Below are 25,735 nucleotides of genomic sequence, written 5' to 3'. Positions count from 1 at the left end.
CGCTTTGCCTTCTCAGATGTAAGCCTCATAAAAAAAGGGGAAGACACCAAGGCATCTCCCCCTTATCATCAGGGTGCATCTACTACACACAGTATGCCATCAATGGGGTGGGGGGTGTCACCCCATATTTATGTTTTTTTAGCAAAGAATGAGCTTTGATTGCTTAAAGTCTCAACCGTTAAGCTGCTTAGCAAGGAGCTGGTTGGTGAGTTTGGGGTCTGCTCGACCCCCTGTTTGCTTCATCACTTGCCCCACAAAGAAGCCCAGCATCTTGGTTTTGCCGCTGCGATACATCTCTAGTTCTTTAGGATGGGCGGCGATGACTTCGGCGATCGCGGCTTCGATCGCGCCTGTATCAGAAATTTGGATCAAGCCCTTCCGTTCAACTAACGCTTTAGGTGAACCACCTTCTGCCAGCAGTGCGGGCAAGATGTCTTTGGCGATCTTGTTGCTGATCGTGCCGCTGTCGATGAGGCTAATGAGTTCAGCCAAGTCGGCAGGCTTGATGGACAAATCGGCAACGCTCAAACTGCTGTTGTTGTTTAAGTACGCGCTAATGTCACCCATGATCCAGTTTGCTGCCTGTTTGGGGTCGCCACCTGCCGTAACGGTTGCCTCAAAGTAGGCAGCGATCGACTGATCATCCGTCAACACTCGTGCATCGTAAACGGATAAGCCGAGTGCGCTTTCATACCGCTGGCGCTTTTGCTGCGGCAACTCTGGCAGCTCCGATCGCCACTGTTCTAGCTGCGTTGACGACACTTCAATCGGTCCCAAATCAGGCTCAGGGAAGTAGCGGTAATCGCTGGAACCTTCCTTCAGCCGCATACTAATGGTACGCTGAGCGCCTTCTTCCCAGAGTCGCGTTTCTTGCAGAATGCGTTCGCCTGCTTCGATCGCCTCAATTTGCCGCTCAATCTCAAACTCGATCGCCTTTTGAATGGCGCTGAACGAGTTCATGTTCTTAATCTCAACCTTGGTGCCAAACTCGGCACGACCAACTGGACGCACGGAAATGTTCACATCGCAACGCAGTGAACCTTCCTGCATGTTGCCATCGCTCACGCCCAGATACCGCACGATGCGCCGTAGCTCCTGAGCATATTCGGCGGCTTCTTTCCCACTGCGAATATCTGGCTCAGACACGATTTCGATGAGCGGTACACCAGCACGGTTGTAGTCCACCAGTGAGTAGGTTGAGCCAGAAAGCCGATCGCTGCCACCATGCACCAATTTTCCCGCGTCTTCTTCCATGTGCAGTCGTGTCACACCGATACGCTTGCGGGTTGCCGTGCCCGTTTCCTTGTCGTATAGCTCAATTTCTAACCAACCGTGTTCCGCGATCGGCAAGTCGTACTGCGAGATCTGATAGTTTTTGGGCAAGTCAGGGTAGAAATACTGCTTGCGATCGAACTTGCTGTAGGGCGCAATCTGACAGTTCAGCGCCAGCCCTGCCTTCACGGCATACTCCAGCACTTTCTGGTTGAGCACTGGCAGCACCCCAGGTAACCCCAAACACACTGGATCAATGTGAGTGTTGGGCGTGGCACCAAAGGCAGTGGAGCTATTGGAGAAAATCTTTGTTTGGGTGCTGAGTTGGCAGTGTGTTTCTAAACCAATGACAGCTTCATACTGAGTTTTCACCGGGGCGGCAGTAGTCATAGACCTTTTCAAATTGCGACTGGGTAACAGTTAGCTCGATCTCATTAGTTCTATCTCATTAGCTTTATCTTAGCGGTTGCGGGAGACAGCATAGTACACTCTCTTTGAGGGCAGGCGCTTCCGATGCTGGTTTGTCCTTTAAGATTTTGTAAAGACCCGCTGAGGAGCCGTTATGCAGAGTCAGATCACGAATGATACACAGATCACAATTTACTACCTGAATGGTCAAACAGAAACTTATACCTTTTCTCAGTTAGCCGATCCAGCCGCGTTAGAGCAAGAAGTGCAGCAGGAGATTCGACGTATCCTTGATAAAGATTGGTGGTTTTTCCATCTGGCAGATCAAACTGTCTGCGTGAACCGAGCCAATGTGTCAAAAATTGAGTTAAAGCCTGCGATCGCCCAAATTCACGGTGAAGGAGTGTTTGCGAATGCTCAGCGCGTGACGGCTCTTAACCGCGCCCATACCTAGAAGGCAGAGGGCAGAGGGCAGAAGGCAGAAGGTAAAAGCAACTCATCACTGCACAGAGCCGTGCTTACATCTAAGGATCGTGGATTTAATCAAACCTGAGAGACCTATGGAAACTGTTCAGCCATCAGTGAGCCTGCTTCGCGCCCAGTCGTACGATCGCATCCAACTCCGTCAAGCGTTGGAGGCTTTATTAGAGCCATTCGGCGGTATGGCAGCCTTTGTGAAACCGGGCGATCGCGTTCTCCTCAAGCCTAATTTGTTGACAGGTGGTCGTCCTGGTAAGGAGTGCGTTACGCGTCCAGAGATGGTTTACTGTGTGGCGCAGATGGTGCAAGAGGCAGGAGGCAAGCCTTTCTTGGGTGATGGTCCAGCGTTTGGGAGCGCGAAGGGTGTTGCCAAAGCGAATGGCTATTTACCGCTGACAGAGGCACTCAATTTGCCGATCGTGGAGTTTCACGGCAAACGCTACGAGACAGTGAGCGCCGAATTTAACCACCTGCTGCTGAGCAAAGAGGCGATCGAGGCAGACGTGGTGATCAACTTACCGAAAGTTAAGTCACACATGCAGTTGACGCTCACGATGGGTGTGAAAAATCTCTTTGGGTGTGTTCCCGGCAAGATGAAAGCCTGGTGGCACATGGAAGCGGGTAAAGACAGGGATCGCTTTGGTGCAATGCTGGTAGAAACCGCACGGGCGATCGACCCAGACCTGACCATTCTGGATGGTATTATCGGTCACGAAGGGAATGGACCCAGCGGTGGCGAACCCCGTCGGCTCAATTTATTGGCTGCTTCGAGGGATGTATTTGCGCTCGATCGTGCACTGGTAGAGATTCTCAATGTCGATCCGGTGACTGTGCCTACGGTTGTTGCCGCTCAACGTCTGGAGCTATGTTCCACCGTAGAGGCGATTCACTTTCCATTGCTGCATCCTCAAACGTTACAGGTAACCGATTGGCAACTGCCCGACCACCTGATGCCGATCGACTTTGGGCTACCGCGCGTCCTCAAATCCACCTTTCGACATCTTTACATCCGTTTGATTAAAGAACCCATGCAGGCTTACGCAGGACGCTGAGCGCACTGTTAGTACCATCGGCTAAGCATGATCAACACCTTGTTTGGGCAGTAGGAGCCAGCAGCCAGGAAAAAAGCTGCCTTCTGCCTCCTGCCTTCTGCCTCCATCCCCAACCCGTCTACTTAGAGTCGTAAACGAACTGATCTTAAATGAGTCACATGTCAAGTTATGGATCGGATGATGAAGCGATGTGTAACTCTTGTGTTGTCTTATGTGATCCCGCTGTCAGTTCCGGTCAGTTCGCTATGGTGAGCGTAGACAGGAGTATCTAGAAGACCCGACGCTAGAGCAACAATGCGGCTTTGAAGCTTCTGGATCACTCAGTCCTAGCCCGTATCTGGAAAAGTTGTATGTCCCCATCCATGCTGCGTCAACTTTGGTTCATAGTGGAAACGAGCCAGTCCCAAATGCTGCTTAATCTCGACGACACTGGCTTGGTGCAATGGCTGCTGAAGCAGCTTAAAACGCAACGATCGCTCGATCGCGATGAAGCCGATGCCTACAGCCACTACATTCATTCTCGCCTCCCCTTGATTCGCGATGTCGCCAGCAGCCGCACTGTGATGTCTTCATAACTCCACAAGAAGGAGAGAACCAAGCCGCGATCGTCTCTCTACGCCAATGCCGAAGCGCCAAAATCGGGTGGAATGTCTTGCCAACGACCCTGCCCTACTGCCCGGATCGCTTCCTTCAAAGAAATGTCGCCTGTGTAAAGGGCACGACCCACGATCACCCCAGTCACGCCGGATGGCTCTAGCGCCAGCAAACTCAGCAAATCTGTCACCGAACTCACGCCACCAGAGGCGATGATTGGCACTGTAACGCCATCTGCCAGCACTCTTAATGCGTCCAGGTTCGGTCCTTGTAACGTGCCGTCGCGGTGAATATCCGTATAAATAATTGCTGCGATCCCAAAAGCTGCCATTTGTTGCGCCAGGTCGATCGCCGTTACCTGCGACATTTCTAGCCAGCCCCGTGTTGCTACCAGTCCGTTCCGGGCATCAATACCCACCACAATCTGACCCGGAAACTCCTGACAGAGTGCACGTACAAGCTCGGGCTGCTCTACCGCAACGGTGCCTAAAATGACGCGCTGAACGCCTAGCTCAAACAACGCCGCAGCACTGGCACGATCGCGCAAACCACCGCCCACCTGCACAGGTAGGTCAACGGCGCGGACGATCGCCTCGATCGCCGACAAATTAACGGGATGTCCAGCCTTCGCACCATCCAGATCGACCACATGTAACCGGGTTGCGCCTTGCTCTGCCCACTGACGCGCGACTGAAACCGGATTCTCGTCAAACGTCTCCGCCTGAGCATAATCGCCCTGATAGAGGCGTACACAGCGCCCCTCCAGCAGATCGATCGCCGGGATGACCTCCATTGCTATGCCCTCACGCGCCATGTAAACCACTTTTCATGCAAACCCATCGTACAGTACAGTACGACGCGGTGAATCGCATCAAGGCTGCTTTAATTGATATTGCTAACGAAAAAAACAGCTCAGAGTTAGGCTAAAATCCGAAAAAATCTTCTCAGGAGCTGTAAAGAAATAATGTTATGCCTTGTCGTGCTCAGGAGTTAAGAGAAAACTGATAGCTGAGCCAAAAGTGTATCGTTTTTTTGGCGCAAGCTCTGAGCCGATTCACTGGTTAGAACGCTCAAATTTAGTCACGTCATGAGGGTTGAAAATGGATGTCTGGGTTGATGAGTTTAAGCATGAGCAGCCACAAACAGTTCCTGGCTTTTTTGTGCGTAGTACAGCACCAATCAACATTGAGCAAGACGAATGCAAACCCGACGGTAATGTACCAACCGTTAGTGACATTGTTGAAAGCCTTTATCAAAACACAAAACTAAATACAAGCTATACGGGACTTGTCATTCAAATTCATGGCTACAACACAGGCATCGAAACCGTTGTTCAAAATGGCAAAGAGGTCGAGGGTAGAGACTATGTTTGCGAGGGCTGGCAGCGAACCTGGGAATATTTGAATCAATCCGATCAAGCCATCTACAGTAAGCGTCATAGTTTTGTTTACCTGGGGTATCGATGGCCCTCAGAAAGCGTTCCTTCTAGTTTTAAGAATGCAGGCAGAGCATTGCCTTTAACCTTAAAAGTTGTGCTTTGGGGAGGCTTGTTTCTGGCGGCGATCGGGCTGCTTTTACTCATGCTTTTTGCGTCACCCATTCTTGACGCTTTATCTGCAATCTTGATGATCTTGGGCATTGCGGTGTCGATGGTAGTCGTAACGTTATTTATCCTACGAATTATTGTTTACTTTCGAGACACCTATCGGGCAAATAATTTCGGTGTTCCTGACTTGGTGGAATTTATTCGGCAGCTTGACTTAGGTTTAGTCAAGCGTCACATGAATGAGTCGCTGTTTGAAACCGTGGCAAAAGAAGCGGGTGAAAGCCTAGACCTGGCTCCTGATTTATTGGCAAAAGCAGTTAGAAAAACTTGGGAAGCGATCGAGCATCAACCAGCTTTGTTCAACGCTTACGACGATGCAGCCTTTCGCTTATTGCTGCCTGCGCTGAAGCAGAATAGTCTCGCGCCTCTAGATGATGCTGTTTTTTTGAAGATCTATACTACTTTTGTCCTTGCTGAAAAACCAGCTTACAACACAGCAAATTTTGCCGCAGCAACAGCCTATTGGACGCAGAAAAAGCGTATCCGGTTGACCTTTATTGGTCACAGTATGGGAGGGTTTGTCACCACACAGGTGATTCGTATTCTTTCTGATGCATTTGATCCGGCTGCCATTGGCGACTCGCAAAGTCTAGAGAAACTGCCATCTTCTGATGTTGGGCGGGTCTTTGCATTAGGGCGCTTAATTTTGATTTCTCCTGATATTCCGCTATCAACCATTATTTCTGGTCGTACCAATGTTTTGCGATCGTCACTGAGGCGTTTTGAAGAGGCATACCTTTTTAGCAATGAAGGCGATTTAGCCTTGCGGTTAGCATCAACAACAGCAAACTATTTCTCGTTTCCAGCCAGCACTCGCACTCAGGGCTTTCGCTTAGGAAACGTAACCGTCAATTTAGATCCATCTAAACAGAGCCTGCATAGACAGAATGCTTACGGTATTGTCAACCTCCAGGAGTTGATGAACGATGCTTACCCGTCTCCACTCCTGGACTTTATTGGTGTGCAAACGCTCGATCGGGATACTCGCAGCATCGGACAGGAAGGGGACAAAAAGCGAGAAGCGCTGAAAAAACGAGGTGGCAAAGTGGATGAGGAATCTCTTGCTACAGCTAAAAAAGACCCTGAGTCGATCGCAGATTTGTTTACGTATCTCGACTGCACGGAGTATCGAGACGTAACTACTTATGCGAAGCGTGATCAGCAGGAAATCAATGTTTTAATCTGCGAAGGACAGCGATCGCCACTCAAATTCTTCGATTACACCACGCTGCTCAAAGCGTATGTTGATTTTTCAAATGATCCTGGTAAAGGCGTTGGGGTGGATGTGCATGGTGGCTACTTTTATGGTCGCCTGAGTAACCTGCTGATCTACCGCTTAGCGTTTTTGGGCTTTCAAGGCTTACTTGATTCTTTAGTGTTCCAGCCACCGATCGAGCTTGCTGAAAATAGCGACATGCCTCTAGAGTTAAGGGCAAAGTTACAGCAGGCTCTACAACTACCGAATGAACAGCGGCGCATCATCGCAGTAGAGTGCCTGTCCTGGCTTTGCGAAAAACGGAAAATTCAGGTTGCGGCATCTCCAGAGCGTTACTACGTTGACGTACTTGGTTTTAGACGTGGCGAAACCAGGGCTCAAATTCTAACGCAAGCACAGGTTGACCCAGCACCGCCAGCGCCATAAACTGACTCACTAAAAATGAGACCCTCTGTAGGGACGTTGCACACATCAATGTAACGTCCCTACAGAACGCTGTGCCCACGATCGCTCATTCACCCTTCCGCTATCTGAGCCGAGTCTGAATGAGCGCCATAAGGTTTAAGACCCTTGCCTAAAGCCTCTCTTGCTAGATAGATTGCTGTCATGTTCTAAGCAAACTGACAGTGGTTGTATGAGCGATCGCGGCGATAAGTTAGTAAAACTTAATGAATTAGGTTAAGATTATTAATATATATGTCGCCAATCCATGCTCAAGTAATCATCACGAAAATTTAACCATGACTAAAAACGCTTTCCTGGCGGCTGTTTTCAAGCCCAACGTCACCCCCAATTTGCTGTCGCAATGGTCTTTGGCAATCCTTCGTGCCATTTTGGGCATCATGATCATCCACAACGGTTTGGACAAGATAGCCAATATCGAAAGTTTTGCTCAAGCGTATGTCGAGGTGATTGGCTTGCCCTTCCCAATTTTCTTCAGCTACGTAGCCGCCTTCACTGAAATCATCGGTGGTCCATTAGTAGCGCTTGGGCTATTCACTCGCCCTGCTGCCTTTGGCTTGTTTTCAACGATGTGCGTGGCAATCTATCACCATATTCTGGTTGCTGGCTTCAGCATCCCTTATCTGGAATTGTCTGCGGTCTATGCCTCTTGCTTCTTGTTCTTTACAGTCAACGGTGGCGGGCTATTTTCCACCGATGCGCTGATCATTAATTGGCTCGACGCAACTGCTTTGTCCACACAGGCGAAGCAACTCATGCGTTTGGAAAAAGCCTATGATGCAGTAGGTTCTGGTAAGAATGTGGGCGTTTGAGGTCGATCGAATCAATGCAGCAAGCGAGAACAGCATCCAAAGTTTGCACTTTTTTTAAGCCCTGGAGTTTCTCCAGGGCTTTGTCGTTTTCTGGATGCTGCAATAGCGCTTAGTGACCAATCATCCAGGGTCGTCCACCATTGTGTGTTTGCGCTTTGGGACGATCGGGTTCGCGATCGTTCGATCGATTCACTAGCTGTGGCTCGGCACTTTCCTTCTTCAACCGAAGGGATCCCGATAACAGTGCCGGTGCAGAAAAAAGGCGCTTAGTTGCTCCCTGACAGGTAGGGCAGCTAGCCGGATCGTTGCATTCTGCGATCGATCGCCATTGATCAAACACACCGCAATCGTCACATTTGAATTCGTAAAGAGGCATTTTCGTCAGTAGTTGTTGGTTATTGGTTGTTAGTTGTTAGATTAATCAGAAAAGTCAGGGTTGAGGACTACTCTCTCAAAGCAAATGGTCGTTAACGTCCATTTCTAAAAACCAACAACTAACAACTCTTCTTATACAGGCAGAATCGGCTTATCAAAGATGGCTGTTGGAATTGCCACCGTACAACATGCGTTGGGAATATCAACAATGCCGCTGACTCTGCCTTCCACCGGAGCACAACTGAGCAGAAGATATGCCTGTTCACCTGTGTAGCCGAATTTCTTCAGATATTCGATCGCGTTCAAGCACGCACGTCGATAAGCAATATGCACATCCATGTAGTACTGCTTACCTGTGAACTCATCCACTGAAATCCCTTCAAAGACCAGGTATTCCGAGAAACGAGGCTCAACCGGACCCGGTTTGAAGATGGGATTGACCATGCCATATTTCTCAACACCACCTTTGATGATGTCTACGTGCAAGTCAATAAAACCTGACATTTCGATCGCGCCACAGAACGAAATTTCACCATCCCCTTGAGAAAAGTGAATATCGCCCATCGATAATTTTGCACCTTCCACATACACCGGAAAGTAGATGCGGGTGCCTTTGGACAGGTTTTTGATGTCGCAGTTGCCGCCATGTTCACGAGGAGGGACGGTGCGTGCGCCTTCAGCCGCCACGCGATCGAACTCAGCCTTAGGCAATTGACCGAGAATAGCGTTAGTTGGATTCGGCAGTGCCGCTAGCACAGGCTTGTCACCCGAAAGACCAGCGCCATAGGTTCGCAAATCGGGAGCCGTATCGACCAATTCTTTTTCGCGCTTATTCCACTTTGCCAATAGTTCATGAGAGGGCGCGCAACCAATCAAACCGGGATGGATAATGCCTGCAAACTTCACGCCTGGAATGTGCCTGGAACTGGTGTAAATGCCCTGAAAATCCCAAATCGCTTTCGCTGGATCGGGATAATGATCGGTCAAAAAACCGCCACCGTTCTTCTTGTCGAAAATGCCTGTGAAGCCCCATTCGTCTCCCTGAAGCGCACCAATATCAACCAAATCGACGACCAAAATATCGCCAGGTTCTGCACCGTTGACGTGAATCGGTCCACTTAAAACGTGAACAACCGTTAAATCAACATCCCGAATATCATCTGGGCTGTCATCGTTTTTAATCTGACCGTCTGTCCAGTCTTTGCACTCAATCCGAAAGACATCACCAGGATTCACAGAGACAACGGCTGGAATATCCGGGTGCCAGCGATTGTGACCCGGCAACTCTTGCTGATCCATTGGCTTGGTCAAATCAACTTGAAATAATGTCTTTGGCATAAAACACTCCTACTCACTTAGTCGCGTCAGCGATAATCTTTACATCCAACCCCAAAAGCTACCTGAGATCGCAACTTTGGACTTTTTCCCATGGTGTCCAATACGAAAGCTCAACATAATCCAAACCGCAAACACTTCAAGCTGGAGTTAGCAACAATCCACCACAAGCGCCTCTGAATCAGCATTCAAAGGTTCAGATAACGTTTAGACTCTAGTGTCAATCCTTAGCGCAATCTGTAGCTTTCATTACATTTGACACGATCGCTAATGATTTGCAGTGTATTCGCTTATTTTGTACATATACGCTTGTAGAAGCCCTATAAAACGAGGCGAGAAGATCACGAAACGTCGTGTACGATCGCCTATGTCGCCTCAATGTAAAATCAACATAAGATGCTTGAGAAGCCAGAGTCGCTAGTTGTATTCAGAGTGCTAATTGTTTAAACTATGTAACAGCAAAGCTCAAGCCACCGATAACTATGAGGATACGCAAACGCTTGAATTTAGGTTCTTCTTCTATTAGACAAATGCGTCAAACAATAGCATTAAAGTTCTTGTTAACTTTGCTCGTTGCAGCTTGCTCCAGTGCACCAGCCTTTGCCTCTCAAGCCGTTTCACAAGCAACATCAACCACTCAATTCAAACGCTTTGCTGATTGGTGCCTGAAGAAATCGACGCTTTCTGCTTCTGCCAGACATACAGTCGATGTGCTGTTGAAGCGATCGCGCACACTCGATTGCTATCAATCAAGTGAGATTCTTGAAGATACAACGACTCTTGATCTTAGCGATAGTAAAGTTGTTGATCTCAGTCCGTTACAGCCATTAGTTAAACTCAATGAGCTTTATTTAGGTAATAATCAAATTATTGATCTGAAGCCCTTAAGTGCTCTGACCAATCTGAATCGACTTTATCTTAGTTACAATCGCATTTCCGATCTGGCTCCCCTCAAGCCCTTACGTAAGCTGAATGTTCTCTATCTAGGTAATAATCGTATTGCAAAGATCGATTCGCTACAATTTTTAGAAGATCTCGTTAGCCTTGATCTAGTTTCCAATCAAATCCTCAACATCAGCCCTTTAAAGTCTCTAGCAAAGTTGAATCGTTTAGATTTAAGCTTCAACCAGATTGCCGATATTAATCCGTTGCGATCGCTCACTAAGCTGACCGAGCTTTCACTTTCTGCCCAAAATATTGTTGATCTTACGCCACTCACGTCGTTGATTGCTCTGACGGCTCTCGACCTGAGCGGCAATAAGATTGCCGATCTTAGTGCCTTGAAGTCACTGAAGAATCTCACCAATCTAGCTTTGGGTGGCAATCAAATTGCCGATGTCAGTTCGCTCAGCAACCTGTCCAATCTCACAACGCTTTATTTAGGCGGCAATCGCATTGGTAATCTTAATCCTCTCAAGTCTCTTACCAATCTCAGCGTACTTTATTTGCAAAATAATCCTTTACCTGGTTCTACCTGCCCTATACAACCAGAGTCGATTTGTCGGTTTTAATGACATTTTTTCTAATCCCAATCGTTAACTTCTTAAGCTTTTTTATGACGATCGATACAGGCTGGCGCGGCAGTTTAAAGCTCGTTTATGCCAGTCATGAACAAGCGACTCGTGTTGCTTACGCTCAAGCTCGAGCGCCGCTTAAAATGCAACGATCGCTTTATCCAGAAGGTAAAGTAGTGTGTCATAACATTATTCTGCACACGGCAGGCGGCATTGTGGGCGGCGATCGCCTTGACCTCGACATCCAACTTCAACCATATGCAAACGCGCTGCTCACAACGGCTTCGGCAGGCAAAATCTATCGTACCAATGGGTTGAAAGCGAACCAAACCATTCACGTTGACGTAGCAACTGGAGCCTGTCTGGAGTGGTTGCCGCAGGAAACGATCGTGTTTGATCGGGCAATCTACCGTCAGAATATGCGGATTGAACTCGCTGCTGGTGCAACCTGGCTGGGTTGGGAAATGACCCGTTTTGGTCGCAGTGCTAGAGACGAAACCTTTCTACAGGGCGATTGGCGATCGCACACCGAAATTTGGCAGGAAGGTCGCCCCTTGTGGATCGATCGTCAGTGGCTTCCTGGCAGTGAGGCATCGTTTTATGGTCATCATGGCTTGGCAGGCTGTCCGGTAGTGGGTAGTTTTGCGTTTGTGGGACAAGCCGTTGATCCGACTCTGGTGGAGAAGGCGAGATCGCTCTGGACAGGAGCGGGGGAAAGCGGTGTGACTCGCTTGCAATCAGGCTTATTGTGTCGCTATCGAGGGCACTCGACCGCCGAAGTTCGTCGCTGGTTTGTTGAAGTTTGGCGGCTAATGCGCTTATCATTCTTGGGGCGCTCTGGCTGCGTACCCAGAGTTTGGGGAGTGTAATGGATGAGAATTGAACGATGCAACTAACACCACAAGAGAAAGATAAACTGCTGATTTTCACGGCTGCGCTATTAGCAGAACGGCGTAAAGATCGAGGACTAAAGCTCAATTATCCAGAGGCGATCGCCTATATTTCAGCCGCCATCTTAGAAGGGGCAAGAGATGGTCGTACAGTCTCCGAATTGATGAGTTATGGCACAACTTTACTAACACGCAGCGATGTCATGGAAGGCATTCCCGAAATGATTCACGACGTGCAGGTTGAAGCGACGTTTCCCGATGGCACAAAGTTAGTAACTGTACATGATCCTATTCGATAATTAGCTCGTTTAAATATCTTGAGGAGTGGCTATGATTCCAGGTGAACTAATTATTCCAGAAGGCGAGATTGAACTGAATGCAGGACGAGAAACGGTGTCGCTAGATGTGGCAAATACGGGCGATCGACCCATCCAGATCGGTTCTCACTTTCACTTTTATGAAGTTAATTCAGCGCTGAGGTTCGATCGCAATCAGGCTCGTGGAATGCGTCTAGATATTCCCGCAGGCACGGCGGTTCGCTTTGAACCAGGTGATGAAAAAAATGTGACGTTGGTGACGCTTGCAGGTAGCCGCGAAGTCTATGGGCTTAATAACAAAATTGATGGTGCCTTAGACAGCCAAAAATTAGACAGCAAAAAAAAGGATAAGGAAGGAAAAAAGAAGAATGAAGGGAAGAAGAAGTAGTAACGGATTCTAAATCCACTTCGATTAGGGAGGCGCTTAAATTGGAAGCCATATCGACTTTGGTAGACGAAATTCTACATGGAAAAGGCTATGTTTTAATCCCGAATGTGTTGAGTGTTGATCAAGCAGCAGAGGCTCGATCGCTCGTACTCAAGTTAGCTGATCTTGAACGGCAAACGGGTAAATTGTTCGTTCATGAGCAGAAAGAGCGTTTGTACGGCTTGGTTTACAAAGGCGAAATCTTTGAGCAGATGGTGCAGCATCCTGTAATTCTGCCTTTCCTGGAAGCTGTTCTGGGCGACGATATGCTTCTGGGTGATTTCTCAGCGCATATCCTTGCCCCTGGTGCTGCCAGCATGGGAACCCACGTCGATTATCCCTATTGGGCAATGAAGCCGCCGTTTCCTGCCAAGCCAGTCATGATGCTTCAAACAATTTGGATGCTGGAAGACTTTACCGAAACGAATGGAGCAACATTGATCGCGCCTGGTACACAAACAAGCTGTTTACCACCAGACCTTATCCAATTTGCTGAAACGGCTGAAAAGATTATAGGAAAAGCAGGTTCGATCGTCATTTCTCACGGACTTTGTTGGCACGATACAGCACCAAATTTAACATCGGAACCGAGAGTTTCCATTCTGGGAAATTACAATCCTAAGTTTATTCATCCCATTCAAGATCCCATGCGGGATGTGCAGCAAGCCGTGATCGATCGCGCAACCCCCAAACTTAAGCAACTTCTTGGGTTAGAGTTTCAAACATCTTTGTTTAATAATGTCAAACGCATTCGTACACAAGGCTGGGATTGAAAAAATGAACGAGTTGATCGATCAGGAGTAGAAACAATGACAGATACAAAGAATGTGCTAGGAGAAAAACTTGAGCTTTGCTGCAATGTTCCCGTGACAGGTTTCTTCCGTAACGGCGTATGCGAAACAGGTCCGCAAGATCTCGGCACTCATGTCGTTTGTGCTCAAGTCACCGAAGAATTTTTGACCTTTACAAAAGCCAGAGGCAATAACTTGAGTACGCCCGTACCGTCATCCAATTTTCCTGGGTTGAAGCCTGGTAATAAATGGTGTTTATGTGTCTCACGTTGGAAAGAAGCGTTGGATGCAGGCGTGGCACCACCGATCGACCTCTCAGCCACCCACGAAGCAACCCTCAAGGTTGTACCGCTGGAAGTATTGCAGGAACACGCGTTAGATACTTAGCAGGCGACGCTCAAATTGGTTCATTGATGTTGTTAATTCAACCGAGCTAACCTGATAATGTTTAGACCAATCTTAAGTAGAGTAGCTGTATTTTCACTCCTGTCTTTAGTGATTTTAGCTAGCTTTAAAGAAGTACTAGCAGCAGAAACTCCTCGCGTATCACGCTCTGCACGTGAGCAACTTGATCAGCTAGATTACTTTCAAGGAACATGGCATTGCAAGGGTAAACAAAACGAACTTCCCCCCTTTTCAAACGAGTTTAAATTTATCTGGAAAGTGGAACGGAGATTAAATGATTGGTGGTTCTTTGGTCAGGAAGATCCACCGACAAAAGATTCTGCTCAAACTGAAGCAAGAACTCAAGAGCTTTGGGGCTATGATGCAGGCTTGAAGCAATTTACACGCATTATCGCAACGATCGAAGGACGTTTGTTTAAACTTACGTCTTCTGGGTGGCAAGCAGGTAAACCTAACGAGATCGTCTGGGACGGCGATCGAACGAGTGAGTTTGACGGAAAACAGCGTTGGCGTAAAGTTGTGATCAAGAAAAGTGAGACTGAATTTGAAGTAACTAATGACATTTGGCTTGATTCAGAAGGACCAGCAGGCTGGCAACTGGAGAGCGTTGAACTTTGCCGAAAGCAAAAGGCATCTCGACCCGTAAATTGACTTTTAATTCCATATTCAAATTTTGTGAGGCATTCCAATGAGCTACAGGATGAACCGCCGCGCCGATGCGGAAACGTTTGATCCAACCGTAGGCGATCGCGTTTGTCTCATCGCTTCTGCTATCGCCCTCATACTGTCAGTTCTCCCTGCTCAGGCGGCTGAACCGCCCACTACTGCGTTGCCTAAGCCCGATCCTCAACTAGAGCAACTGCAATACTTTCAGGGCAAGTGGTCGTGTGCCGTCAAGCCTGTGAATGCCCTGGTCAATAGCCCCGCTGAATCGTTTACCTGGGAGATTAAGCGTACACTCAACAACTTCTGGTTTTTGGGGCAAGCGACAACGAAACAGGCTGTCGCCATTACACACGACACGATGGGGTACAACACCCTGACTAAACGCTTTGGGCGCACCATTTTGACGGGCGATGGTCAATTTATTAACCTGCTGTCAGAGGGCTGGGTCAGTGACAAGTGGGTTTGGGAAGGTAGCGTGGTGCGTGGCACCCAGAGAAGCGGTCTGCGAGAAACGATCGTGAAGAAGGGCGATCGCGTGTTTGAAGCCACGTATGAGCAAGCAGATCTGGTAAAAAAAGACTGGCAACCCGTGCTGAAGGAAACCTGTCGCAAAACAAGTTGAACGCCTTTGAGAGTCGCTCAATAGTTTAAAGCCGATTTTGTCGTAGATTTAACTCGCGAAACACGGACAGAGCGGTATTCTAATGAAGCTGAAGACCTGCGATCGCCCAATCATGCAGGGTTTCGACCGGGCAGAGAATTTGAGTGAGGAGTCACCATGAGCTACAGAATGAACCGCCGCGCCTATGCGGAAACGTTTGGTCCCACCGTGGGCGATCGCGTCCGGTTAGCCGATACCGATTTGATCATTGAAGTCGAAGCGGACTACACCACCTACGGCGATGAGGTCAAATTTGGCGGCGGTAAGGTCATTCGTGAAGGCATGGGACAGTCACCGATTACCAACGCCGATGGCGCGGTGGATACGGTCATTACCAACGCGCTCATTCTGGATTGGTGGGGCATCGTCAAAGCGGATATCGGGATTAAGGACGGCAAAATTCATGCGATCGGCAAAGCGGGCAATCCCCACATTCAAGACAATGTAACCATCATCATTGGTCCTGGTACAGAGGCGATCGCGGGCGAAGGGATGATTCTCACGGCTGGCGGCATCGATACCCACATTCACTTCATCTGTCCGCAACAAATTGAAGTGGCGATCGCCTCTGGTGTCACTACATTAGTCGGCGGTGGAACGGGTCCCGCTGCGGGAACCAGCGCAACAACCTGTACACCCGGTCCCTGGAACATTTACCGCATGCTCCAAGCGGCAGATGCGTTTCCCATCAACATTGGCTTTACGGGCAAGGGCAACAGCGCGAAGCCCGAAGGCTTGGTCGAGCAGGTTGAAGCAGGCGTAATCGGTCTGAAACTCCACGAAGATTGGGGCACCACACCCGCCGCGATCGACACCTGCCTGAGTGTTGCCGATGACTACGATGTGCAGGTCGCCATCCACACTGACACGTTGAACGAAGCGGGTTTCGTCGAGGACACGATCGCGGCGTTCAAAAATCGCGTCATCCACACCTATCACACCGAAGGCGCAGGCGGTGGACACGCTCCCGACATTATTAAAATCTGCGGCGAACTCAATGTGTTGCCATCCTCCACCAATCCCACCCGACCCTACACCCAAAACACACTCGACGAACACCTGGATATGCTGATGGTTTGCCATCACCTCGATCCCGCGATCGCCGAAGATGTGTCCTTTGCTGAGTCCCGCATTCGCCGCGAAACGATCGCTGCTGAAGATATCCTCCATGACCTCGGCGCGTTCAGTATGCTGTCGTCCGACTCGCAGGCAATGGGACGTATCGGTGAAGTCATCATCCGCACCTGGCAAACCGCTCACAAAATGAAGTTCGATCGTGGCTGGCTCGCTCCCCATACCGAAGGCACCGTCGAATCTCACAACCGCAACGACAACTTCCGCGCTAAGCGCTACATCGCCAAGTACACGATCAACCCAGCCATTACCCACGGCATTGCTAACCATGTGGGTTCGGTCGAAGTCGGTAAACTGGCTGACCTGTGCCTGTGGCGACCCGCCATGTTTGGCGTCAAGCCTGAAATGGTCATTAAAGGTGGACTCATTGGCTGGGCACAAATGGGCGATGCCAACGCCAGCATTCCCACCCCGCAACCGATCCATATGCGACCGATGTTTGCCAGCTTTGGGGGCGCGATCGCCGCTACCTCTCTCACCTTCGTCTCCAAAGCCGCTCTCAAGAAAGGCATTCCCGACCAACTCGGCTTACAAAAGAAAGCTGTTGCAGTCTCCGGCATCCGCAAGCTCACCAAAAAAGACCTGAAGCTCAACGATGCCACACCCAAAATGGAAGTCGATCCCGAAACCTACGAAGTCCGCGCTGACGGGCAACTCCTCACCTGCGAACCCGCCACCGTCCTCCCAATGGCACAACGCTACTTCTTGTTTTAGCGCATCAAAAAGCAGTGTTACATTGAGCTTATGCCGTTTGAGTGGGACAAAACCAAAGCTCAAGTTAATCTCGAAAAACACGGAGTTTCCTTTGCAGAAGCAGAAACCGTCTTCGATGATTCACTTGCTGTCATTTTTGATGATGAGTGGCATTCAATCGGAGAAAAACGGGAAATCATTATCGGACACGATCGCGCTCAACGGCTCTTGCTTGTTTGTTTCACCGAAAGAGCAGGGACGATTCGTATCATCAGCGCCCGTCTAACGACCTCAAAAGAGCGTAGAGACTATGAAGAGTACAGAAGCTTCTGAACCACAGCGGAATATAGACGATGACCTGCTCCCAGAATACGAGTTTGATTACCGCAAAGCTCGTCCTAACCGCTTTGTCACCCAAACGACTGAGTCTCCATTAACTGTAGAGTTAGCACCTGATGTCGCAGAAATGTTTCCCGATGCCGCAGCCGTGAATGAAGCGTTGCGTTTCTTGATCAGGATGACGAAAAATTCTAGCGCCCATTCGTGAGGGGTAAAGAAAGTCGATCGCGAAATCTACGAAGCCCACGCTGATGGGCAACTCCTTACCTGCGAACCCGCCACCGTCCTCCCAATGGCACAACGCTACTTTCTATTCTAACTTTTTGTAAAGTCTTTGAATTACGTAGTTTGGGGCTTTTTGTCTTCGTGGTACATAGTAGAAAAAACCGCAAAGCCTATTGGGAAGCCTATGTTGTCAAGTTTTTTCGTAAAAAGCTTGACCTTAGTACAAGCTTTTGTTAATCTTGTGGTATTAAGTAGAGTGACACCTTGTTGCTTGACGTGGATAGTACCTTTGCACTAAATTGTTTGAAACTGTTTAGTGGAGAGGTGACTAGTATATGGAAGCGCAGCCGCGAGAAATTCGACGTTACAAGACGGTTGACGGCAAGGTTCCTTTTGATGAGTGATTGGAGTCGCTGCGAGATGGCGAAGCCAGAGCCAAAATCAAAGTTAGAATCAGGCGAGTTGAAGAGTTTGGACACTTAGGGGACTGGAAACGTCTCACAAACTCAGAAATTTGCGAGTTGAGGTTTAAGGGTAATCGCTTTGGCTACATCCGAGTCTATTATGGGGAAGATTCAGAAGGGCTGTGGCTTCTTGGAGGCGGACATAAAGACACTCAGACACGAGATATTTTGAAAGCTGAACAGTACTGGGCAGATCATGGAAAACGTAAAAATACCAGTCAGTGATAGTTATCACGATTATTTAATCAAATCGCTTCAAGATCCAGAGGAAGCTGCTGCCTATCTCGAAGCAATTTTAGAAGAGGAAGATCCAGAGCCTGAGCTTCTGAAAGTCGCGCTGCTTGATGTCGCAGAAGCACTTGGTACTGATGACGCTTCCGAGAAACGTAAATTTTACAGCAAGAAACTTGATGAGATTCTGTCTCAGTCTGGAAGCCAGGAAGTTTATGGTTTAGTGAACTGGCTCGATAGTCTAGGGCTGAAGCTGACTGTGGCTGTTGCAGAGGACGATCGCGAATAGACTGTAAAGAACGTGAAAGCGCCGACCAGTGACAGTTACCACGACTACCTCATTTCTCGCCTTAGAGATCCGAGCTACGCAGCGCTCTATTTAGAAACCCATTTTGAAGAAGAGGAAGATCCAGATCCTGGCTTGCTTAAGTTGGCTCTCAACGATGTGCTTGAAGCGTTGAGCCGATCGAACTTATCACCTGAACAAGCTGAACTTCACGCTCAGAAACTAGAAAAACTTCTGTCTCAGCAGGGAAGTGATGTGATTTATGGGCTGTCTCAATGGCTCAGCGAGTTGGGGCTGGAGCTGACTGTGGCTGTTGCAGAGCAACAACACGAATAGATGAAACGTCGCTACAGCATCTTAATTCAGTGGTCTGATGAGGATCAAAAGTATATTGTGAGCTTGCCTGAGTTTGGTCCTTACGCGCATACACACGGCGATACCTACGAAGAGGCGGTTAAAAACGCGCAGGAAGTCCTTGAGCTTTTAATTGAAAATTACAAAGAGCAAAACCGTTCTTTGCCGCAACCAGCGACATTGAGGCAAGCATAGGGTACTAAATCTAGATGCTGAAATCGCTATTCCTCTTTGCTTTCGTCTTTTTGAATTAAATCGCCTAAATAAAGCTTGATGAAAGCTTTGGCTGCGATCGGGTCGAGATTTTGCAACGCCTTGACGATCTCTGCAACCGTCTCTGCGTTGGGATCTACTTTTTCGTGAAACCAGTGATAGACGACCGATCGACGGACTCCTAGCGCGATCGCCAGCCGATTTTGACTGATGCTGTAGGTTTCTAGTGTTTGCTTGAGGGCTTTACCTGCTCTTCCCATGCCCTCGATCCTGTCAGAGGATTATGAGCGAGTAAATGACTATATTTGTATAGCCATGTCGTACAATGAAATGACTATATTTATATAGCCACTCTTGGTAAAGCTTAAGCCAGTGCGTTCCCTGGAAAGTCCTGCACTGGCTTTTGCTCCAATTCGCATGGAGACAATTTATTATGACGTACGGCGATCGCCTTAAGCGATGGGCTGTGGTTCGCCTGCTTGCCACTATGCAGCGGGTGACGGTGGCTCGGTTTGTTAAAGAATCGGATGCGGACGGGTTTGTTCAAGCGCTCCGTCGTCTAGAGCCACACGCCAAATTGATCGTGGTGTTTGATGTGGGGGAGCAGAAGCGGGAGGGCGATTGCTATTAATTAGTTGCTGAGCGCTAGGCGATCGCTCCTCTCCAAACTAACAACTAACAGCTAACAACCAACAACTTTCTTACCCTCGACAAACGGGCAGCGTAAAGTGAAAGCAACTGCCGTTATTGGGTGTTGAGTCTACCCAGATTTGACCATAGTGCGCTCGAATAATGCGCTGACAGAGCGATAGTCCGATGCCGTAACCATCTTTTGCCTCATCCCGTTCAAGCCGGAAGTGATCTTCAAAAATGCGATCGCGGTTTTCTTCAGGAATGCCGGGACCGTTATCGCACACGCTAACCTGCACTTTTTGAGTCGTGCGGTGAAGGATAGAGACAGCAATGGAACCGCCAGTAGGTGTATATTTAGCGGCATTGTCAAGCAAGTTTACGAGAACCTGCCGTACGCGTTCGCTATCAGCATAAACGCTTGGCAGATCGGAAGGAATATCCTGCGTTACTCGCTGCATTTTTGCCTTGAAGCGATCTTGAAGATGCGCCATCACTTCAGTGCACAGGCTTCCCAGATTCAGCTTCTGCGGGACGATCCTCAGTTCTCCACTGGTACCCCGTGCTGCCTGCAAAATATCGGTGATCATGTGGTCAATCGCGCGTGTCTGGGTGCGAGCGTGCTTCAGCAACTGTGCTGTGAGGGCAGGTGTCAGACGTGAAGACCAGCCTTCCGCCACGCTATGCCCCATTTCTAGGGTTTCCATCGCAATTGATGCGGCTGTGAGAGGATTTCGCAAGTCGTGCGCCAGCATGGAGATAATCTCATCCTTAAAGCGAAGCTGATGCTCCAGTTCGGCGTTTTCTTGCTTCAGTCGGAACACTTCGTCCGTTAGCTGAATCAGTTCTGCTGAACGAGCGATCGTTCCTAAAGCACTAGGTAGAGCATTTACAGGTGCGCCCATAACAACAGTGGAGTCAGAGGCATCAGTCAATGCTACGGCTGTACTTTCTGCGATCGTCGATGCGGCGAGGAGGTCGATGTCTTCGCTCAACGCCTGCTGATGGCTGGCATTGACTAAATAAGTTTCGACAGAGCGTTGCCAGTAGTTCCACCAGTGCTGAAGCTGAGCAACGAGGTCACTACCTGCCAGCATTTGCCGTGGTTCGGGATGGAGCTTAATCAGAGCGGGTGTTGCGACTAAGCGAAAGTGTTCAGCTAAGTAGGGCTGCTCACTAACATCGATCACTTCTAAATCAAAGGCATAGCCTACTCTCAAATTTTTGAGCGCATCACGAACTTGCCGAATGCGTTCTCTCGAACTCGGTCGCCTATCGATAAACAGCAATAGCTGTAGCGGCATTTCGTTATTAGTCTGCTTTTCCGAAACTGCCTGCATGCGATCGCTTTCCAGCACTTTAAACGTCCAGCACTTCAAAGAAAAAAGTCACGATCGCTCCTGGCTAGAACAACTTGGTGAACATTAAGAGATTTGCTTGAATTGACGCTTCTCTCTACTCTATAGAGTACTCTTTCGCGCTTGGTTTTGGATAGGCAAGCGATGCATTCATCGTTCATTGATAGCCACGTGTTGAGTCCGAGGTTGCTAGGGACGATCGATCAACCATGCACACCGCTAACGTTTCTCTTCTCTCTCATCACTCAGACCAATTGTCTTGAGCAATGTTAGCGATCGTCCGATACTTTACACAAAACAGCCGTGTCTACTGAGCTACTCTAGGAGGATGGCTGGGTAAAGTTAATACAAGTTAATTGTCGAGACGATCGCTGATGAAGATTCTGGTGCTGGCTTGGGAATTTCCGCCCCGCATTGTGGGTGGAATTGCTCGACACGTAGCAGAGCTTTACCCTGAGGTGGCGAAACAGGGGCATGAAGTTCATCTGATCACGGTGGAGTTTGGGCAGGCTCCTGGCTATGAAGTGGTGGATGGGGTGCATGTGCATCGAGTTGGCGTAGGGTCTAGTGCTAACTTCTTTCACTGGATCGTCAACATGAACGAAAGCTTTGGGCAGCATGGCGGTAAGCTATTGCTGGAAGACGGTCCCTTTGATTTAATCCATGCCCATGATTGGCTGGTTAGCGATGCGGCGATCGCCCTCAAACACACCTTCAAAGTGCCTCTGGTAGCAACGATTCATGCCACTGAATTTGGTCGCCACAACGGCATTTATACGGATGCCCAGCGCTACATATACGGTAAAGAGCATCAGTTGGCACACAACGCCTGGCGCATTATCGTTTGTACCAACTACATGCGGCTAGAAGTAGAGCGCACGCTGGCAGCACCCTGGAACAAAATCGATGTGGTCTACAATGGCATCCGACCAGAGAAAAAGCAGCGCGATCCAGAGTTTGACTACTGGGCATTTCGCCGTCGCTTTGCGGCTGACGATGAACAAATCACTTACTACGTCGGTCGTATGACCTATGAGAAGGGCGTTTCAGTCTTGCTGGATGCTGCTCCAAAAGTGCTTCAGGCGATCGGTCATAGCGTTAAATTCGTGCTTGTTGGTGGTGGCAACACAGACCATCTCAAGCGCCAAGCATGGGAGTTAGGCATTTGGGACAAGTGCTATTTCACAGGCTTTATGTCTGACGCTGATCTGGATCGATTTCAAACGGTGGCAGACTGTGCGGTGTTTCCTAGCTTGTACGAACCGTTTGGCATTGTAGCGCTGGAGAGCTTTGCAGCGCGTGTGCCCGTCGTTGTTTCGGATACAGGCGGCTTGCCAGAAGTGGTACGCCATACCAAAACAGGCATTGTCACCTGGACAAACAGCACGGATTCTCTTGCCTGGGGCATCTTAGAAGTCTTACGGCATCCTAACTATGCTCAATGGTTGGTCGACAATGCCTACGCTGATTTGAAGCATCGCTTCGACTGGTTCAAACTGGCACTACAAACTGAAGCCGTTTATGGGCGCGTGTTGCATGAGCGATCGCACGTCAGTTGGGAGTAAACCCCGATCGCTGCATCAACGGCATAAAGATAACTTGGCAGCCGTCGTCCTTGGCGCTCAGATTAGCACCTTAACAGAGCCTTTACCTTGCGGGTGTTTCATAACGGCAGATCTAGGGTAGCATCTGTGAACTGCTTAGGCTTAGCTACGGTTTGTCCATTCATGATGCCACTCTGGGGTTGTGTCAAAGTACTTCAAGCGGCAGTTGTTTTGTTCTTCGGTTTAGCCAGAAAGTGATGTCGATTTTACACACGCAAGTTTGCAACGGCAGCGTTAGCCAGCAACCAGTCCACGCGCTGTTTAGGACAAGCGCTCTGGTAAGGGGGCGGCTTGCAGCAGCATGATTTTGTGATGAGCATACTGTCTGGTGCTGCCGCGATCGCGCTGGTTGCCCAGCCTGTTGGCGCGCTAACCCAGGTGACTGGGATTAGCCTCAACCCCACCGCCAGTGGGATTGATATTGTGTTGCAGCTACAGGCACAGGGCAAGACGGGGAGCGATCGCCCCCAAGTGTTTACCAGTGGTCAAGGCAATACCTGGGTTGCTAACATTACCAATGCTCAATTGAGTCCATCTGCAAAGCCGTATCGTCAGGATAACCCTGCCCCTGGCATTGCCACCATCAGCGTAGTTGCCTCCGGTGCCAATAGCATTCAGGTCACTGTTAATGGCAAGCCTGGTGCGCTCATGGGACAGGCACAACAGGAGGGCACAAAATTGACCCTCAGCCTGCTCTATACTGCTGCCAGTGGCAATGCCGCCGCTAGTAGCAGTGCTAGCACTAGCAGTTCGCGTGCATCAGCGCCATCATCCAGCGTCCCTCTTCCAGCTCAAGCGGGTACAGCCGTCACTCCGAGTCCTACACCGACTCCCGTCACCACACCCACAAATGCCTCTACACCTGCTGTTTCTCCCAGCCCTGTAACAACACCAGTCCCTCAGCCGTCTCCAACTACAGGTTCTCCCAGACCAAGCAATCCCTCAACTCCCTTACCCCTCAACTCCCCTGCCCTTCAGCCCCTCAACCCCTCAACCCCTCAGCCCACCCCTACGCCCTTCAATAGGATTACCTACACGGATCTCAACGTCCAGCCAACCACGATCGACCTGGGTACAACTGCCCGCATTGAGCGCGTGGTGTTGCGAGAAACGCCTGTCCGGGAGGCGCTTGCACTGTTGGCACGAGCTGCTGATTTGGGTATTGTCTATGCCGAAGATTTAGGGGTGTCACCGACCCCAGGAGCGCCCGCCCAGTCAGCGAGTTCAGTGATTGATTCCAACATTTCGCTCGATATTGAGAATGAACCGATCCAGGATGTGTTCAATTACATCCTGCGGGCGAAGGGGTTGAAGGCAAACCGGGTGGGTAGAACTATTTTTGTCGGTCTCAATCTACCTGCGACAGCGGGTAGTTATGTCACACGCACGCTACGACTGAATCAAATGCGGGCGACCCTGCCGCAGACTAACATCACAACGACTGCTGTGAGTGCCTCTAGCCTCACCAGCGGTGGTGGGCAAGGCGGTAGTACCACGACTAGCCAGGTGGGCAGAACCAGCGCCACAACTGAGAATATCCCTTATAAAGGGGCGCTGCAAGTGCTTGAAGAGCTGGGGGCAAACAACAGCGCCACAGCCAGAAGCCCTGTCTTTAGGGGTGTACAGGTGACAGCCGATGCACGCACTAATACACTGTCGATCGTCGGCACGCTTGAGCAAGTGCAGCTTGTAACTGATTATCTCAACAAGCTCGACACACGACGGAAGCAGGTTGCTGTTAATGTCAAAATTGTCGAAGTCGATCTGTCAAAAACGAGCAATATTGGCTCCAGCTTTTCCTTCGGCGTAGCTGGCAATTTTTTCAACGTGAACCAGGGGCGAGGGGGTGTCAACGTCGGACCGGTGAACCCGTCGTTAATTGATTCTAATAGCCTCACCAGTCCTTCGACGATCGCCAATCCCTTTGCAACCGTACAGCCACCGCTCAATACCAACGCTCAAGTAGTCGATGCTCAAGGCAACACTCTGGGCTTTCAGCCTGCCAGCCCGACGAACGCAAACCCGCTGGCGGCAGTTGTAACCAACCTGACCAGCGGCTCTACGGTCAGCACCAGCGGCAATGTGACGAGCGTAATCGGTCAGGCATTAACCTACGGACTCTCCCCGTTGTTTCAATTTCCAACGCAGTTTTTGCTGAATCTTCAGGCACAAGTCGTTTCTGGCAATGCCAAGATTCTGACTGACCCCACGTTGATTGTGCAGGAAGGCAACCAGTCACAGGTAAACCTGACCTCGCAAGTGTTTTCTGGCTTTACTGAGCAACGAGTGACGGAAGGCAACGTGACAACCACGCGCATTTTGCCCCAGCCGCCCGTTGATGTGGGTGTGATTCTCAATGTGCAGGTCGATCAGATTGACGATAACAATTTTGTGACGATCGCCGTCTCACCCGAAGTCAGCTCACTCGGGCAGCAGATTACCGATCCGTCGCGCAACAATCTGTTGATTCAGCAACTGGTCAATCGGCGGCGACTAGAAACAGGCAAAATTCGTTTACGCGATGGTCAAACGTTGATTTTAACAGGCATTATTCAGGAGCAAGACCGGGAAGTCATTACGAAAGTGCCAATTTTGGGTGATATTCCGCTGCTCAATTTGCTGTTTCGCAACCGCAGGCAGGAACGTTCACGCAATGAAGTGGTAGTGCTAGTAACGCCGCAAATCTTGGATGATTCCGATCGATCGCCCTACGGCTACAACTATCTCCCTGGTCCCGATCTGCAAAAATTCTTGCAACAGCGTAACCGATCGCAACCACAAAGCAACCCGTCGCCCCAGAGTAACCCTGCTTCAACTCCTCAAACTCCATCACCTCAAACTCCATCACCTCAAACTCCATCACCTCAAACTCCACCACCTCAAACTCCACCACCTCAAACTCCACCACCTCAAACTCCACC

The 25,735-nt window shown here is 49.5% G+C and carries 28 protein-coding genes; 22 read left to right on the top strand and 6 right to left on the bottom strand.

Annotated features, from left to right (window positions below; all coding sequences use genetic code 11):
- Positions 1 to 171: 171 nt before the first annotated feature.
- Positions 172 to 1,662 carry an Asp-tRNA(Asn)/Glu-tRNA(Gln) amidotransferase subunit GatB gene (gene gatB / locus AC5JO6_RS10840; RefSeq protein ID WP_496081077.1) on the bottom strand — a complete coding sequence of 497 codons (1,491 nt, stop codon included), beginning with the start codon at positions 1,660 to 1,662 and terminating at the stop codon, positions 172 to 174.
- Positions 1,663 to 1,834: 172 nt separating this feature from the next.
- Between gatB and AC5JO6_RS10835 the strand changes: the two genes are divergently transcribed.
- The 3 genes from AC5JO6_RS10835 to AC5JO6_RS10825 all read left to right on the top strand — a co-directional run bounded on the left by AC5JO6_RS10835 (position 1,835) and on the right by AC5JO6_RS10825 (position 3,787).
- Positions 1,835 to 2,134, top strand: a complete 300-nt coding sequence (locus tag AC5JO6_RS10835; protein ID WP_496081076.1) for a hypothetical protein — start codon at positions 1,835 to 1,837, stop codon at positions 2,132 to 2,134.
- A gap of 106 nt (positions 2,135 to 2,240) precedes the next feature.
- On the top strand, positions 2,241 to 3,212 hold the full coding sequence (locus tag AC5JO6_RS10830; RefSeq protein WP_496081075.1) for an Npun_F2552 family protein: 972 nt from the start codon (positions 2,241 to 2,243) through the stop codon (positions 3,210 to 3,212).
- A 350-nt stretch (positions 3,213 to 3,562) separates the two neighbouring features.
- On the top strand, positions 3,563 to 3,787 hold the full coding sequence (locus AC5JO6_RS10825) for a hypothetical protein (protein ID WP_496081074.1): 225 nt from the start codon (positions 3,563 to 3,565) through the stop codon (positions 3,785 to 3,787).
- A gap of 38 nt (positions 3,788 to 3,825) precedes the next feature.
- Here AC5JO6_RS10825 and hisA read toward each other — a convergent pair whose 3' ends face one another.
- Complete coding sequence (hisA, locus tag AC5JO6_RS10820; protein WP_496081073.1) at positions 3,826 to 4,599, bottom strand: 1-(5-phosphoribosyl)-5-[(5-phosphoribosylamino)methylideneamino]imidazole-4-carboxamide isomerase; 774 nt, start codon at positions 4,597 to 4,599, stop codon at positions 3,826 to 3,828.
- Between the two features lie 307 nt (positions 4,600 to 4,906).
- On the opposite strand from hisA, the gene AC5JO6_RS10815 reads away from it, so the two are divergent.
- The gene (locus AC5JO6_RS10815; RefSeq protein ID WP_496081072.1) at positions 4,907 to 7,054 is read left to right on the top strand and encodes an alpha/beta hydrolase; all 2,148 of its coding nucleotides are present in this window, start codon (positions 4,907 to 4,909) and stop codon (positions 7,052 to 7,054) included.
- A 314-nt stretch (positions 7,055 to 7,368) separates the two neighbouring features.
- Complete coding sequence (locus AC5JO6_RS10810) at positions 7,369 to 7,902, top strand: DoxX family protein (protein ID WP_496081071.1); 534 nt, start codon at positions 7,369 to 7,371, stop codon at positions 7,900 to 7,902.
- A 109-nt stretch (positions 7,903 to 8,011) separates the two neighbouring features.
- On the opposite strand, the gene AC5JO6_RS10805 is transcribed toward AC5JO6_RS10810, so the two are convergent.
- Complete coding sequence (locus tag AC5JO6_RS10805; RefSeq protein ID WP_496081070.1) at positions 8,012 to 8,278, bottom strand: FmdB family zinc ribbon protein; 267 nt, start codon at positions 8,276 to 8,278, stop codon at positions 8,012 to 8,014.
- Positions 8,279 to 8,409: 131 nt separating this feature from the next.
- Entirely contained in the window at positions 8,410 to 9,615 is a 1,206-nt protein-coding gene (fmdA, locus tag AC5JO6_RS10800) for a formamidase (RefSeq protein ID WP_496081069.1), read from the bottom strand.
- 554 nt (positions 9,616 to 10,169) lie between these two features.
- On the opposite strand from fmdA, the gene AC5JO6_RS10795 reads away from it, so the two are divergent.
- From AC5JO6_RS10795 to AC5JO6_RS10730, 14 genes are all read left to right on the top strand, one after another.
- Positions 10,170 to 11,123, top strand: a complete 954-nt coding sequence (locus tag AC5JO6_RS10795; RefSeq protein WP_496081068.1) for a leucine-rich repeat domain-containing protein — start codon at positions 10,170 to 10,172, stop codon at positions 11,121 to 11,123.
- Between the two features lie 44 nt (positions 11,124 to 11,167).
- On the top strand, positions 11,168 to 11,995 hold the full coding sequence (locus tag AC5JO6_RS10790) for an urease accessory protein UreD (protein ID WP_496081067.1): 828 nt from the start codon (positions 11,168 to 11,170) through the stop codon (positions 11,993 to 11,995).
- Positions 11,996 to 12,012: 17 nt separating this feature from the next.
- Positions 12,013 to 12,315: an urease subunit gamma gene (gene ureA / locus AC5JO6_RS10785; protein WP_496081066.1), complete on the top strand. Its 303-nt coding sequence runs from the start codon at positions 12,013 to 12,015 to the stop codon at positions 12,313 to 12,315.
- 31 nt (positions 12,316 to 12,346) lie between these two features.
- Positions 12,347 to 12,721, top strand: coding sequence for an urease subunit beta (locus tag AC5JO6_RS10780; protein ID WP_496081065.1), 375 nt, complete (start codon positions 12,347 to 12,349; stop codon positions 12,719 to 12,721).
- Positions 12,722 to 12,762: 41 nt separating this feature from the next.
- Entirely contained in the window at positions 12,763 to 13,533 is a 771-nt protein-coding gene (locus tag AC5JO6_RS10775; RefSeq protein WP_496081064.1) for a phytanoyl-CoA dioxygenase family protein, read from the top strand.
- 36 nt (positions 13,534 to 13,569) lie between these two features.
- Positions 13,570 to 13,938 (top strand): DUF2237 family protein, encoded by a 369-nt coding sequence (locus tag AC5JO6_RS10770; RefSeq protein WP_496081063.1) that lies wholly within the window; start codon positions 13,570 to 13,572, stop codon positions 13,936 to 13,938.
- A 57-nt stretch (positions 13,939 to 13,995) separates the two neighbouring features.
- Entirely contained in the window at positions 13,996 to 14,607 is a 612-nt protein-coding gene (locus AC5JO6_RS10765) for a hypothetical protein (protein ID WP_496081062.1), read from the top strand.
- 37 nt (positions 14,608 to 14,644) lie between these two features.
- Positions 14,645 to 15,244 (top strand): hypothetical protein, encoded by a 600-nt coding sequence (locus AC5JO6_RS10760; RefSeq protein ID WP_496081061.1) that lies wholly within the window; start codon positions 14,645 to 14,647, stop codon positions 15,242 to 15,244.
- Between the two features lie 156 nt (positions 15,245 to 15,400).
- A complete protein-coding gene (ureC, locus tag AC5JO6_RS10755) occupies positions 15,401 to 17,131 on the top strand; it encodes an urease subunit alpha (protein ID WP_496081060.1) in 1,731 nt (576 codons plus the stop codon).
- Positions 17,132 to 17,161: 30 nt separating this feature from the next.
- On the top strand, positions 17,162 to 17,443 hold the full coding sequence (locus tag AC5JO6_RS10750) for a BrnT family toxin (RefSeq protein ID WP_496081059.1): 282 nt from the start codon (positions 17,162 to 17,164) through the stop codon (positions 17,441 to 17,443).
- Positions 17,421 to 17,657, top strand: a complete 237-nt coding sequence (locus AC5JO6_RS10745) for a hypothetical protein (protein WP_496081058.1) — start codon at positions 17,421 to 17,423, stop codon at positions 17,655 to 17,657. The genes AC5JO6_RS10750 and AC5JO6_RS10745 overlap by 23 nt, the downstream gene beginning before the upstream one ends.
- A 677-nt stretch (positions 17,658 to 18,334) precedes the next feature.
- Complete coding sequence (locus AC5JO6_RS10740; protein ID WP_496081057.1) at positions 18,335 to 18,658, top strand: helix-turn-helix domain-containing transcriptional regulator; 324 nt, start codon at positions 18,335 to 18,337, stop codon at positions 18,656 to 18,658.
- A 12-nt stretch (positions 18,659 to 18,670) separates the two neighbouring features.
- Positions 18,671 to 18,991 (top strand): helix-turn-helix domain-containing transcriptional regulator, encoded by a 321-nt coding sequence (locus AC5JO6_RS10735; RefSeq protein ID WP_496081056.1) that lies wholly within the window; start codon positions 18,671 to 18,673, stop codon positions 18,989 to 18,991.
- A complete protein-coding gene (locus AC5JO6_RS10730; RefSeq protein ID WP_496081055.1) occupies positions 18,992 to 19,204 on the top strand; it encodes a type II toxin-antitoxin system HicB family antitoxin in 213 nt (70 codons plus the stop codon).
- 26 nt (positions 19,205 to 19,230) lie between these two features.
- Here the strand turns inward: AC5JO6_RS10730 and AC5JO6_RS10725 are convergent, their stop codons facing one another.
- Positions 19,231 to 19,482: a helix-turn-helix domain-containing protein gene (locus AC5JO6_RS10725; RefSeq protein WP_496081054.1), complete on the bottom strand. Its 252-nt coding sequence runs from the start codon at positions 19,480 to 19,482 to the stop codon at positions 19,231 to 19,233.
- A gap of 173 nt (positions 19,483 to 19,655) precedes the next feature.
- Between AC5JO6_RS10725 and AC5JO6_RS10720 the strand changes: the two genes are divergently transcribed.
- Entirely contained in the window at positions 19,656 to 19,853 is a 198-nt protein-coding gene (locus tag AC5JO6_RS10720) for a hypothetical protein (RefSeq protein ID WP_496081053.1), read from the top strand.
- Positions 19,854 to 19,923: 70 nt separating this feature from the next.
- Here the strand turns inward: AC5JO6_RS10720 and AC5JO6_RS10715 are convergent, their stop codons facing one another.
- Positions 19,924 to 21,192, bottom strand: coding sequence for a histidine kinase (locus tag AC5JO6_RS10715; protein ID WP_496081120.1), 1,269 nt, complete (start codon positions 21,190 to 21,192; stop codon positions 19,924 to 19,926).
- Between the two features lie 392 nt (positions 21,193 to 21,584).
- Between AC5JO6_RS10715 and AC5JO6_RS10710 the strand changes: the two genes are divergently transcribed.
- Together AC5JO6_RS10710 and AC5JO6_RS10705 are read left to right on the top strand one after the other, a co-directional pair.
- Entirely contained in the window at positions 21,585 to 22,775 is a 1,191-nt protein-coding gene (locus tag AC5JO6_RS10710; RefSeq protein ID WP_496081052.1) for a glycosyltransferase family 4 protein, read from the top strand.
- A gap of 351 nt (positions 22,776 to 23,126) precedes the next feature.
- The coding region (locus AC5JO6_RS10705) for a secretin GspD/PilQ domain-containing protein (protein ID WP_496081051.1) at positions 23,127 to 25,735 on the top strand (2,609 nt) is incomplete at its 3' end.

The sequence above is a fragment of the Tildeniella sp. genome (genome assembly GCF_059505325.1).
This window is presented reverse-complemented; position numbering and strand designations above follow the sequence as displayed.

What these genes read in the sequence shown, in the direction of transcription:
- AC5JO6_RS10830 (WP_496081075.1), top strand. Translation starts at nt 2,241, where the DNA reads ATGGAAACTGTTCAGCCATCAGTGAGCCTGCTTCGCGCCCAGTCGTAC.
- AC5JO6_RS10805 (WP_496081070.1), bottom strand. Translation starts at nt 8,278, where the DNA reads ATGCCTCTTTACGAATTCAAATGTGACGATTGCGGTGTGTTTGATCAA.
- AC5JO6_RS10815 (WP_496081072.1), top strand. Translation starts at nt 4,907, where the DNA reads ATGGATGTCTGGGTTGATGAGTTTAAGCATGAGCAGCCACAAACAGTT.
- AC5JO6_RS10725 (WP_496081054.1), bottom strand. Translation starts at nt 19,482, where the DNA reads ATGGGAAGAGCAGGTAAAGCCCTCAAGCAAACACTAGAAACCTACAGC.
- ureC (WP_496081060.1), top strand. Translation starts at nt 15,401, where the DNA reads ATGAGCTACAGAATGAACCGCCGCGCCTATGCGGAAACGTTTGGTCCC.
- AC5JO6_RS10780 (WP_496081065.1), top strand. Translation starts at nt 12,347, where the DNA reads ATGATTCCAGGTGAACTAATTATTCCAGAAGGCGAGATTGAACTGAAT.
- AC5JO6_RS10740 (WP_496081057.1), top strand. Translation starts at nt 18,335, where the DNA reads ATGGAAAACGTAAAAATACCAGTCAGTGATAGTTATCACGATTATTTA.
- fmdA (WP_496081069.1), bottom strand. Translation starts at nt 9,615, where the DNA reads ATGCCAAAGACATTATTTCAAGTTGATTTGACCAAGCCAATGGATCAG.
- AC5JO6_RS10710 (WP_496081052.1), top strand. Translation starts at nt 21,585, where the DNA reads ATGAAGATTCTGGTGCTGGCTTGGGAATTTCCGCCCCGCATTGTGGGT.
- gatB (WP_496081077.1), bottom strand. Translation starts at nt 1,662, where the DNA reads ATGACTACTGCCGCCCCGGTGAAAACTCAGTATGAAGCTGTCATTGGT.
- AC5JO6_RS10760 (WP_496081061.1), top strand. Translation starts at nt 14,645, where the DNA reads ATGAGCTACAGGATGAACCGCCGCGCCGATGCGGAAACGTTTGATCCA.
- AC5JO6_RS10825 (WP_496081074.1), top strand. Translation starts at nt 3,563, where the DNA reads ATGTCCCCATCCATGCTGCGTCAACTTTGGTTCATAGTGGAAACGAGC.
- AC5JO6_RS10770 (WP_496081063.1), top strand. Translation starts at nt 13,570, where the DNA reads ATGACAGATACAAAGAATGTGCTAGGAGAAAAACTTGAGCTTTGCTGC.
- AC5JO6_RS10835 (WP_496081076.1), top strand. Translation starts at nt 1,835, where the DNA reads ATGCAGAGTCAGATCACGAATGATACACAGATCACAATTTACTACCTG.
- ureA (WP_496081066.1), top strand. Translation starts at nt 12,013, where the DNA reads ATGCAACTAACACCACAAGAGAAAGATAAACTGCTGATTTTCACGGCT.
- AC5JO6_RS10730 (WP_496081055.1), top strand. Translation starts at nt 18,992, where the DNA reads ATGAAACGTCGCTACAGCATCTTAATTCAGTGGTCTGATGAGGATCAA.
- AC5JO6_RS10715 (WP_496081120.1), bottom strand. Translation starts at nt 21,192, where the DNA reads ATGCAGGCAGTTTCGGAAAAGCAGACTAATAACGAAATGCCGCTACAG.
- hisA (WP_496081073.1), bottom strand. Translation starts at nt 4,599, where the DNA reads ATGGAGGTCATCCCGGCGATCGATCTGCTGGAGGGGCGCTGTGTACGC.
- AC5JO6_RS10765 (WP_496081062.1), top strand. Translation starts at nt 13,996, where the DNA reads ATGTTTAGACCAATCTTAAGTAGAGTAGCTGTATTTTCACTCCTGTCT.
- AC5JO6_RS10745 (WP_496081058.1), top strand. Translation starts at nt 17,421, where the DNA reads ATGAAGAGTACAGAAGCTTCTGAACCACAGCGGAATATAGACGATGAC.
- AC5JO6_RS10750 (WP_496081059.1), top strand. Translation starts at nt 17,162, where the DNA reads ATGCCGTTTGAGTGGGACAAAACCAAAGCTCAAGTTAATCTCGAAAAA.
- AC5JO6_RS10720 (WP_496081053.1), top strand. Translation starts at nt 19,656, where the DNA reads ATGACGTACGGCGATCGCCTTAAGCGATGGGCTGTGGTTCGCCTGCTT.
- AC5JO6_RS10810 (WP_496081071.1), top strand. Translation starts at nt 7,369, where the DNA reads ATGACTAAAAACGCTTTCCTGGCGGCTGTTTTCAAGCCCAACGTCACC.
- AC5JO6_RS10790 (WP_496081067.1), top strand. Translation starts at nt 11,168, where the DNA reads ATGACGATCGATACAGGCTGGCGCGGCAGTTTAAAGCTCGTTTATGCC.